The 10,664-nt window shown below is 38.9% G+C and carries 9 protein-coding genes and 2 pseudogenes; 8 read left to right on the top strand and 3 right to left on the bottom strand.

What is annotated here, in order from left to right:
• Positions 1 to 22: 22 nt before the first annotated feature.
• On the bottom strand, positions 23 to 823 hold the full coding sequence (locus tag TT12_RS10395) for an NAD-dependent deacylase (protein ID WP_045454571.1): 801 nt from the start codon (positions 821 to 823) through the stop codon (positions 23 to 25).
• A gap of 35 nt (positions 824 to 858) precedes the next feature.
• Between TT12_RS10395 and TT12_RS10390 the strand changes: the two genes are divergently transcribed.
• Entirely contained in the window at positions 859 to 1,227 is a 369-nt protein-coding gene (locus TT12_RS10390; RefSeq protein ID WP_045454568.1) for a hypothetical protein, read from the top strand.
• A gap of 340 nt (positions 1,228 to 1,567) precedes the next feature.
• On the opposite strand, the gene TT12_RS10385 is transcribed toward TT12_RS10390, so the two are convergent.
• Entirely contained in the window at positions 1,568 to 1,861 is a 294-nt protein-coding gene (locus TT12_RS10385) for a contact-dependent growth inhibition system immunity protein (protein WP_201605483.1), read from the bottom strand.
• A 39-nt stretch (positions 1,862 to 1,900) separates the two neighbouring features.
• A complete protein-coding gene (locus TT12_RS10380; RefSeq protein WP_045454562.1) occupies positions 1,901 to 2,173 on the bottom strand; it encodes a hypothetical protein in 273 nt (90 codons plus the stop codon).
• A gap of 284 nt (positions 2,174 to 2,457) precedes the next feature.
• Here TT12_RS10380 and TT12_RS10375 point away from each other — a divergent pair, with 284 nt between their 5' ends.
• The 7 genes and pseudogenes from TT12_RS10375 (at position 2,458) to TT12_RS10345 (ending at position 10,656) form a co-directional block, all read left to right on the top strand.
• Complete coding sequence (locus tag TT12_RS10375) at positions 2,458 to 3,219, top strand: hypothetical protein (protein WP_201605485.1); 762 nt, start codon at positions 2,458 to 2,460, stop codon at positions 3,217 to 3,219.
• A gap of 556 nt (positions 3,220 to 3,775) precedes the next feature.
• A pseudogene (locus TT12_RS19410) lies at positions 3,776 to 4,069 on the top strand (DUF2939 domain-containing protein); the annotation flags it as partial.
• 357 nt (positions 4,070 to 4,426) lie between these two features.
• Complete coding sequence (locus tag TT12_RS19405; RefSeq protein ID WP_045454601.1) at positions 4,427 to 4,882, top strand: YfjT/YkfB family phage-associated protein; 456 nt, start codon at positions 4,427 to 4,429, stop codon at positions 4,880 to 4,882.
• Between the two features lie 278 nt (positions 4,883 to 5,160).
• A pseudogene (locus tag TT12_RS10360) lies at positions 5,161 to 7,582 on the top strand (type I restriction-modification system subunit M).
• Positions 7,582 to 8,904 carry a restriction endonuclease subunit S gene (locus tag TT12_RS10355; RefSeq protein ID WP_227678922.1) on the top strand — a complete coding sequence of 441 codons (1,323 nt, stop codon included), beginning with the start codon at positions 7,582 to 7,584 and terminating at the stop codon, positions 8,902 to 8,904. Before TT12_RS10360 ends, TT12_RS10355 begins: the two are co-directional and overlap by 1 nt.
• A 26-nt stretch (positions 8,905 to 8,930) precedes the next feature.
• A complete protein-coding gene (locus TT12_RS10350) occupies positions 8,931 to 9,701 on the top strand; it encodes a hypothetical protein (RefSeq protein ID WP_045454554.1) in 771 nt (256 codons plus the stop codon).
• A 238-nt stretch (positions 9,702 to 9,939) separates the two neighbouring features.
• Positions 9,940 to 10,656, top strand: a complete 717-nt coding sequence (locus TT12_RS10345; protein WP_207804050.1) for a hypothetical protein — start codon at positions 9,940 to 9,942, stop codon at positions 10,654 to 10,656.
• Positions 10,657 to 10,664 lie beyond the last annotated feature (8 nt).

The following is a 10,664-nucleotide window of genomic DNA, read 5'->3' as shown; positions in this document are numbered from 1 at the left end:
CAAGTGACTTAGGTTCAGGCGACTAGAGCGCAGTGATTTTCTGGATTAATAACGGCATAATCACACCAGCTTTTTCTGCTAAGGTGATATCCACAATAGTATTCGGCGTTGGATTGGGATTTATCTCAATAATTTTGGCACCATTTTGTTTCGCTAACTGTGCGAGTCCAGCGGCAGGATAGACGAGACTGGAGGTACCAATGCTGATAAATACCTCACAATTTGCCGCCGCGTCTTCTGCCGTTTGCCATGCTTGTACTGGTAATGCTTCGCCAAACCAAACGATATCTGGTCTGATATAGCCACCGCAATGTGGACAGGTCATCAGTGTGTCATCAAAATTGATTGTATCCTCGCTATGATACGAACCCCTCGATTGACTTTGGCAGGCTGTCTCGCATTGACTACAGCGGTTATGCCACAGATTGCCATGCAAATGAGTTACCGTACTGCCAGCTTGCTCATGTAAATCATCAACATTTTGAGTGATAAGTGTTAATGATTGATTGGACGACTGAGTATGGTATTGCCACTGCGCTAAGGCAAAATGTGCAGGGTTCGGTTTTTTATCTGCGACCAATTGCCTGCGCCATTGATACCATGACCACACCAGTTTTGGATCACGAGTGAAAGCCTCAGGTGTCGCCAAGTCTTCCACACCATAGTTTTCCCACAAGCCTGTTTGCTTATCTCGGAAAGTTGGAATGCCACTTTCTGCTGAAATCCCTGCACCCGTTAAGATGCAAATATGCTGTTTGGATGTCAATAATTTAGCAGCAAGTTCTACTTCTGCTATTAACGCTGGTGATAATTCTGCTAACATGAGCCAACCCTTGCTAATAATGGATATCTCTTCTAATGATAGATGGAATTTGGTGGCTTGTCATATTGTTTGCCGTTATTGCCGCTTTATGGTTGTTGGCAAAGTCACGCGGCGTAAAAGTGGGTGAGACAATTCATAATAAATCGTCTAAAAGCGTGAAAAAACCTATTAATGACGACCTGCAAAAAACCTCCGTGCTGATCAAACAGTATTTTCCTGATTATCGAGTCACACGCAAGACCAATCATTTGTTGCTCAGTAAACAAGATAAAAAAATTGCAATGATTACGATGGATAAGAAAATTGCTTCAGGTCAGCGCCTGTTAGGTAACGTGCCCGTGATTAATTATCATCGTGTGCCTAACCGTGCCCAGCTAGCAGCTAATTTGCAGCAAGCAGAATAGGCGAGTGTTATAAGCAAAATGCCTATCATATAAGAAAACTGTCTATCAATAGACGAGCACGCACGGCGAAATCCGCAAATATTTTGAGCACGGAGTTGATAGATATTCAAGATTTAGGGTAATGCTAAGGAAGGATGAAACAAAGATTATTAATACGATGATTGGTGCGCTCGGCGGGAGTCAATCATTTATGGTAAGTATTTGATATTAAATAGTTTTAAATAAATTATTAATTATATGTACAACGTTATGTACAACATTTTAATATCGTTACTCTCGGCTTATAACTTGGAAGCTTACTCATAGCTACTTACAAAATAATTATGCTGATGAAAGTCAATTATCTAATTTCAGCCATTAGCGTCTTATAAGCTGACTCAATCCATGCTTGCTCACTAGCATAACCATTTAATAATGGATCGAAATCAAAAGTATTGTTTTCAAAAACTTTTTTTGCTAAATCATTGGCCAATATATACTCGAGGTCTTGAACTAAGCTATTTAAGATATCTAGATTTTCCTTACTCGCAAAATGAATGAGAACATCTGCGTCATTCACTTTTAGATCAGAATACTCCGCCCACCAACTTTGATAGAAGTAGGCGTTCATTAGATATATAAATGTATTTATCATGATGTCTTCTGTAGAGAATCTTCGCTAACTTATTATTCTTTATCTGCAAGCTAATTCTACTGCTTGCAATGCGGAGTCTCCATAACTATCAAGCATATCAGTAATCTGACAGCCTTCATCAGAACACTTCAATGAAAAGTCCTTGTAGTTGTTAAATTCACTGTCTCTAATATCTTCATCACCGTCAAGCAAGATACTAGCGCGCACATTACCATTATCTAGCACCTTATATTTTACATCAGCCGCTTCATCTATTGAATAGCCGTTCCCCACGCTCAAGTTTAATATATAACCAACCTCACTGTAGTCCAAGATTTCATTTACATCACCATAATATATACCAGTGATATAGGCTTAGTTTTCGTAGTGAATATCGCTATAAGGAGCGTCTAACTAATAACTTAGTTTTTTAAATATTCACAATTTGTCTCGAGAATCGAGATAAATGGGGTAACAAATTTTATTTTTAAAGACTTACTTATATTTACATTTATTGACCTAACAGTTACATTAGTTCGATTGTTTGAACATACAACAATTTAGCCGGATTAATACCAATCTGGATGGTCAATAAAATAATAAAAGAGATGGGAACAATGAGTAATTTTCAATCGAAGGTGTTTTCATTTTTTGCTTGGTTTTTTGGAATAATATTTATACTTGGAGGACTTCCTGTCCTATTTGCTGATGGTGAACTAATTTCTGGCTCATTAATGATCATTGGCGGCTGCTTATTATTACCTCCAATTAAACGATTGATTTTGAATAGAAAACCAAATCTGAGTAGAGGAAAAATAACAACAGTTGGATCTATCATAATACTGATAGCATATATTTTTCTAATATCAAACGAAGATATTAGCCAAACCACTGTCACAGATGAGCAAATACTGTCTAACAACGCAGATAATGGCAGCGTAGAGGTTACTCCGGAATCAAATGAGCAGGTTGTGGAAGAAGAGATTGTTAGTATAGATGCTGGATTTGAAGAAGATAGTTATGATGATGGGTATAACTCTCAAGCACATGAGGAAACTGATATGCTTGAAAGCAAAAGATCTAAATTGCCTGCTCTATCGCTTGAGTTTTATTTCACAGTAATGAATGATGGAAGAGGTAATCCGACAATTATAAGTATAGTGTCTAGAAATAAAGATCCCATACTTATATACGATATTATAGTGAATGATGGTTTGAGTTGTGCAATATATGATGATAAGACTTCTATAAGAAGACACGTATCTTTTGGAGAGAAGGCACAATTTGCTATTGTGGGTTGTGATCCTGATCAGATTATAGAAGTCAAAGTTGTAACAGAAAAAGGTTATGTTTCTGGTGATATAGAGATGTATCTATAGAAAAAATCAGTGGTAGCAAAACAAAAAAAAGAGCCTGCTAAATAAGGCTCTTTTTTATTTTGCTATTTGAGTCTAGAGTACTTCGAACGTGTTTTGAGAGTTGTGGTAATTCAATTAATAGACAGAAAATATAATTATTATTAAAGACAGGCTTTCAGTTAGAAAGACTAAAGCTCAGTAGTAAGACTAGGTTTGTGAATGAAGCAGAGTATCAGGTAGATATGACAAACTACGAATGAGCGCGAAATAACCCGTGTAACTAAGTGAGTTATCTTGCTTTCACGTCTATATAGTATTCGAATCAAAATAACTCTTAATAAGGCGTTCAAACTAGAAGCGTGATTTAGCAAATAAAAGTTTATTAAATTGTTTTGTAAATCAACTAATGTTAATATTATTTTCTAAATGTTACTACTATGTAAGTATGTATGAAGACAGAACTTGGCGAAAATTATGTTTCGTATATACGGTAGCTAATAACTTCAGACTAAGTATTAGCCATTACTACTTTATCTTCATCATATTTTAATATCGTTAGAAATTCAGGAGAGATTTTTTGAAAAAGCTTTTACCTTGGTTTGCTGGCTTGTTAGTTGTATTTGCGATTTATCTTTATGCTTCACCATATATAGCTTTGTATAATATTAAAAATGCTGCTGAACAGAAAGATGCTGATAAACTTTCAGGTTATATTGATTTCCCTAGTGTCAAGCAAGGTATCAAGGATCAAATCAAGACGTTCATGGTTAAGGAAATTGCTTCTAGTGAGGAAGAAAGTGGTTTCGAGGCATTAGGAGCAATGTTAGCCACTGCAATGGTAGATCCAATGGTTGATAGCCTAGTAACACCTGATGGCGTTGCAATCATGCTTCAGGGGGAAGAACTAGATTTTGATTTAGATAAGGAGAGAACTAAGGAAGAGCCCGAAGCCAAAGATGCAAATATTAATTATCAGACAAGCTACTTATCATTTAATCGTTTTAAAGTTCAGATAAATAATGAGGATGAAGTTGATAAATCAATCAATGTGATTATGCATAGAAATTGGCTTAGCTGGAAGGTCACTAGTATTAATTTTTCTTTAGACTCAAAAAGCACAGCATCTGAAAAAGTAATTGAAGAACCAGTGTCACATGACTTAGACTTATCTAATATAGAAGATGAAGTAGTCACAACTGAAGATGATAGTGACGATGTCTTTCATGGTTTGGCTGATGATAGTGACGAGTTACCTGATACTGGAAATAGTAAGCCGAGTATATGGAAATATGGGTTTGGAATGGGTTATTCTGAATATTCTATCCAAAATGGTGAAGGAATAACACTTTGGGTAGCATGTAATGAAGGGGCTGGAGCAGATTATGACCATGGAGTTAATTTAGAGATAGGTGATGAAAGTTATTCAAATACTGACTCAGATTATCCATTGACTTTTATTGTTGACGATCGAATAGAAATAGCACCTCCTGGTACAACAACGTGGCGTAATGGGGCTAATGCTTGGGCTGAATTTACAGATAATATATCGCAGGCTCGTAAAATTGATGTTTATCTTAACGATAATAAGGTAACTACCTTTAACCCAACAGTAGCGAGCATCGATGAAACTGGTAAATCTATTGCTGACTGCCAAGCAATGCTATTCAATGATACTGAGTGGTAGTTTTATGGATATAAGTTTTTTCTGATCGTGTGATATTTAAAATATAGGCTATTATATAAATTATATAAGAGCCTATATTTATTTTACTTTCATTATCTTTTTGGATAAAAAATAAAATATCTGTACGAGTGTTATCTTACTAAAGAGCTTTACAACACCTGCCATATCTGTAACTCACCTGTAGACCTGATATAATTCTAAATATCTTACTGAACATTTATTTATTCTAGCTTTTTATAATAGCACTCAACCTTGCCCAATAACCAAAAGATACTCCCATGACCAAAAACTTCTCTCAAACAGCGGCTTTCATCTGGTCAGTTGCTGATCTATTACGCGGTGACTTTAAGCAATCTCAATACGGCCGCATCATCTTGCCATTCACACTACTGCGCCGCCTAGAGTGCGTATTAGCAGACACCAAAGCTGCTATGGTGGCTGAGAGTGAGCGTATCGCTGAAAAAGGTCTGCCAGAGGAAGCACAAGAGAAGTTCATCATTCGTGCCAGCAAGCATGCGTTTTATAATACCTCGCCGATGGATCTTAGCAAGATGGGTCAAAGCGACATCAAGGATAACCTCAACACCTACGTGCAATCCTTCTCTAAAGACGCGCGTGAGATATTTGAGCATTTTAAGTTTGAAGAGTTTGTCGGACAACTGGCCGACGCCAACTTACTGTATAAAGTGGTACAGAAGTTCGCCAATACTGATCTTAGCCCTGAGGCTATCTCTAACCATGAAATGGGCTTTGTCTTTGAAGAGCTGATCCGCCGCTTTGCTGAAAGCTCAAACGAGACCGCAGGGGAGCATTTTACCCCGCGCGATATCGTCCGTCTGACGACTTCACTGGTGTTTATGGAAGATGATGATGCGCTGACCAAAGACGGCATCATTCGCACCATTTACGACCCTACAGCAGGGACAGGCGGTTTCCTATCCTCTGGTATGGAATACGTGCTAGAGCTGAACCCTGACGCGGTCATGCGTACCTATGGGCAAGAGCTCAACCTGAGTCTTATGCCATCTGTAAAGCTGATATGTTGATCAAAGGGCAAGAGGTGAATAACATTAAGCTGGGCAATACCTTATCTAGTGATCAGCTGGTCGCTGAGAAATTTGACTACATGCTATCGAATCCGCCGTTTGGGGTGGATTGGAAAAAGATATCAGGTGAGATCAACGACGAGCATACACAAAAAGGCTTTGATGGCCGCTTTGGGGCGGGCTTGCCGCGCGTCTCTGATGGCTCGCTATTGTTCCTGATGCATCTCATTAGCAAAATGCGTCCGATCGTTAGTAATGAGCGGGGTGATGAGCAAGCGACAGCTAGCAGTAGCGGTCAAAACAACACAAACAGCAATCAGGCAGCCGTATCGGTATTATCTTAAATGGGTCACCGCTATTCACAGGCGGCGCAGGCAGTGGCGAGAGTGAGATTCGCCGCTACATCTTAGAGGCTGATTTACTTGAGGCCATTATAGCCCTACCGACCGATATGTTCTATAACACGGGCATTGCCACCTATGTATGGGTGCTAAGCAATAAGAAAGCGGATGAGCGCCGTGGCAAGGTGCAATTAATCGATGGTAGCAATCTATACAGCAAGATGCGTAAATCACTGGGCTCTAAGCGTAATGAGATGAGTGAAGACGATATTAAAACCATTACCAAAAGCTTCGGTAACTTTGAGGTGGTCGATGCGCGCGTACTCGATAAACCAGAGGAAGTAAAATCGAACCGTGGTCGTCAATCTGCCAATCCTAAAGCTGAGCCTGCCAAAACCTTTGCTAGTAAGATATTTGCCACCCATGAGTTTGGCTATCGCCGTATCACTATTGAGCGTCCATTGCGTTTATCTGCCAAGCTATCTGATGACGCCATTGAAAGCCTACGCTATGCAGCTAAACCTTTTGATATGGTCATGCCAGCGCTATATGAGAAGTTTGGTAGCGACTGGGCTACTGATAATAACAGTGACAGCGATAACAATAGCTATGGTGATTTATCAGCGGTGACGGTTGATGCGCGTGCGATGATAAAGGCGGACTTTAGCGAGCTGAAAGAAGCCCAAGTCAAAGACGTGCTTGATGTCAAGATATGGCAAACGCAACTTACGCTGATGAATAAAGCCAAGGCATTACAAGCGGCTATTGGTGACCGCCAATCCGATGACTTTAATGAGTTCGATAAAGTCTTTAAACAAGCATTAAAAGATACTGATGTGAATTTGGATGCTAAAGAAAAGAAACAACTACTAGATGCGATCACTTGGAAAAATCCTGAAGCAGAACCGGTCATCAAAAAAGCGGTCAAGGTTGCTAATCCGCTCTATGGTGCGTTTAGTTATAAACCTACCACGACTAATCAAAAAGCAGACAAGCCTGCCAAAATCGTTGAGTTCCAAACCGATAGCGACCTACGCGATTATGAAAACGTGCCGCTTGATCCAAGCATGACCACCACCGCGCTGATTGAAAGTTACTTCGCTCGTGAAGTGCAGCCGCATGTACCAGATGCGTGGATTAACGCCGATAAGACAGATGCTATCGATGAAGAGGTCGGCATTGTGGGCTTTGAAATCCCTTTTAACCGTCACTTCTATGTGTATGAGCCACCGCGCGCGCTTGCCGAGATTGATGCGGACTTGGATGCGGTCAGTAGCGAGATTATGCAGTTATTGGGTGAGGTGCATTCGTAATGGCTGAATCAATAGCGAAGTATCAGCAATATGCAGAATATAAGAATTCAGGGGTTGAGTGGTTGGGAGAGATTCCTAAAGATTGGGAAGTTGTTAGATTAAAATATATAGCCGAATTATCAGGGAATAAAATTAGCGGTTCGGAAAATCAATATGTCGGTTTGGAAAATGTAGAAAGTAAAACTGGAAAATTCAAAGTAACTGAAGGAATAGTTTCTGAGGGGGTTTCTAATACCTTTGAAAAAGATAACTTGCTATTTGGTAAACTAAGACCCTATCTTGCCAAATCTTGGCTAGCTAGTTTCTCTGGAATATGTTCATCAGAATTTTTGGTACTTAATAGTCAGTTAGTTCATCCAAAATTTCTAAAGTATATGACACTAACGGATGAGTTCATTGAGCAAGTTAATTCATCGACATATGGCAGTAAGATGCCAAGAGCGAGCTGGGACTTTATTGGTTTATTACGGCTTCCTGTTATGGATTATTATGTGTCAGAAACAATCGCCAACTTCCTCGACCATGAAACTGCCCAAATCGATACCCTAATCGAAAAACAGCAAACCCTGATTCAATTGTTAAAAGAAAAGCGCCAAGCTGTCATCAGTCATGCGGTAACCAAAGGCTTAAATCCTGATGCACCGATGAAAGATTCTGGAGTGGAATGGTTGGGGGAAGTGCCTGAGGGTTGGACTATTCCTCAAATTGGTTATCATTCAAAGGTCACTAAGTTAACTGGATTTGAATACACCAATCTTTGGCGTCCTAATATGGAAGGCAGTATTATTGCTTTGAGAGGCTTTAATATTCAAGAAAGGTATCTAGATTTATCTAAAACAGAAAAAATTACTGAAGAGTTATCTAATAAGTTAGAAAGATCAAAACTACACGAAGGCGATATAGTCTTACCTTGTACAGGAACACTTGGGAATGCTGCCTTAATACAAGAAAGCAACCTTTACCATATTAATCAGAATATTGCTAAAGTTTCAATAAATAAAAAATTATTTAAACCTGAATTTGCAGTTTTTTGGATGACAAGTTTGCCATTTAGGCAAATGATTGACTTCAATAACACTTCAGGTATGCAACCTGTTTTATTGATAGGAGATATTAGAAAACTTCCTATTCCGTTAGCCCCACTAAGCGAGCAGCAAGAAATAATTGATTTTTTATTAATTAAAGTAGAGCAGTTTGATAGATTAATTGATAATGCAGAACAAGCCATTCAGCTTATGCAAGAACGCCGTACAGCTTTAATCTCTGCTGCCGTTACGGGTAAGATTGATGTGCGGGGTTGGGTTGCGCCCGAAAGCCGTTGAAATAAAAAAATAAAAGGACTTATAGAATGAAAAATTTTACTGTAGCAGCTTTATTAGGCGCAATAGCAGTCACCACTAGCGCCCAAGCGCAGACTTATGAGTGGCGCTCGGAAATGAAGTCTTGTCAATATCAAGGTGATTTTGATAATAATAAATATACTGCCAAACAAATAGAGAATTCTCATTTTGTATTGAACAGTTTGACGAGAGCAAATCTTGAAAGTTTTTCTGAGCCTATGAGCAATAATTTTTCAGACAATATATCGTCGAAAGACCCAGAGGTACTGACTAAAGAGTATAAGCAAGCCAAGAGACATGTAGAACGACTTGATATAGTGCCCGAAGCACAGACCTATAAACAACAGCTACTTAAGACTATTGATGGCGAATATAAAACGGCACAATTGGCTATTTTGGCTTATCGCAATCCTAGTAAAGCGCTTAAGCAAAGCCCGCCAATGTGTCAGCATTATGTAGAGGCTTTATTGCAAGATGAAACGGCAGTGCAGAATAAATGGCAGCAAGTGGTGGAAGAAAATATTCAAGATAAAGTACGTACAGGTGATTTGGGTGATGAGTTTTATCGTAAGATTGAGATGAGAGATTATCAAAAACAAAAGTCACTGAGTGATTATTTTTATGCGCGAAACGCTATTGTGTCTTCTGGGTTTTACAACTGTGTTAAGAGTACCGCTTATCGCCCTGAGCTAAAGACAGTGTCTGCTAATTATGCAAAGCTTAATCATAAAATATTTGACGGTAAATACACAGCGCAATGCGCAATGCACCAAGAGTAGACCTCTTGCAAAAGTAAAAAATAGAGATCATCAAAGGTAGAAAGTATCAGGTCGTTGGTATCAATAAAGTATGGTTGATTGTTTAATTCAATTTGACTGGCTTTAAAAAGCATCCTAAAAAGAATAGTGAGTTAAATGTTTGCTCGATTAATAAATATCAAAATAAGCAAGGCGAATGAAAAAAAGGACTCCAATGATGAAAAGGTATTCGTTGATAGCGGTAAGCGTATTACTGACTGTGCCTAGTATTGCAACAGCCGAAGTCTACAAATGGCAAGACGATCTATGCGATATGAAAGGGAGTTTTGATAATAAAAAGTACAGCGCCAAGCAAATCAAAAACTCCCATCTCGTATTGGATCGTTTAACCAGATTAAATCTGGAAAGCTTCTCTTCACCCATGAGTGTTGATGCGCTAGATAAACTATCTATGAAAGACTTAGATGTCTCGACCGAAGAGTATAAGCAAGTAAAGCGTGATACTGAGCGTCTTGATGTTGTACCTGAAGCGAAAGGCTATAAACGAAACTTACTCAAAACGATTGACGCAGAGTATGAAAAAGATCGATTAGTCATTTTAGGCTATCTAAACCCTAGTGAAGCCCTCAAACAAAGCCCTCAGATGTGTAAAAACTATATTGAACCTTTCATGCAGAACGAAGCGGCGGTGCAAAATAGATGGAAACAGTTTGTTGAAGAGCAAATTCTGGAAACAAGCGAGTATGGGGCTGATGAACTAGAACGATATCGTAAAATTGCGACCCAGCGCTATCAGGAAGAAAAGGTAAGTAACTCTGCTAAGTATGCCAGAATAAACTTGATAACTTTTGGCTTTGGTAATTGTGTTAACGATCAGATCTATCATGCTGACTCTGAAAAAGTCTTTAACAACTACAATCAGCTCAATAAAACCATATTTGGTAAGAGCTTGAAGATGGTATGTGAGGAGCCCTAAGGCTTGAT

It is taken from the genome of Psychrobacter sp. JCM 18903 (genome assembly GCF_000586475.1).
In the GTDB taxonomy this organism is placed as follows: domain Bacteria; phylum Pseudomonadota; class Gammaproteobacteria; order Pseudomonadales; family Moraxellaceae; genus Psychrobacter.
Note: the sequence above shows the minus strand (reverse complement) of the source record. Positions and strands in the feature narration are given on the sequence as shown.

Coding starts and splice junctions, on each gene's coding strand:
- TT12_RS10390 (WP_045454568.1), top strand. CDS start 859: ATGATAGATGGAATTTGGTGGCTTGTCATATTGTTTGCCGTTATTGCC.
- TT12_RS10395 (WP_045454571.1), bottom strand. CDS start 823: ATGTTAGCAGAATTATCACCAGCGTTAATAGCAGAAGTAGAACTTGCT.
- TT12_RS10355 (WP_227678922.1), top strand. CDS start 7,582: ATGGCTGAATCAATAGCGAAGTATCAGCAATATGCAGAATATAAGAAT.
- TT12_RS10385 (WP_201605483.1), bottom strand. CDS start 1,861: ATGATAAATACATTTATATATCTAATGAACGCCTACTTCTATCAAAGT.
- TT12_RS10375 (WP_201605485.1), top strand. CDS start 2,458: ATGAGTAATTTTCAATCGAAGGTGTTTTCATTTTTTGCTTGGTTTTTT.
- TT12_RS10350 (WP_045454554.1), top strand. CDS start 8,931: ATGAAAAATTTTACTGTAGCAGCTTTATTAGGCGCAATAGCAGTCACC.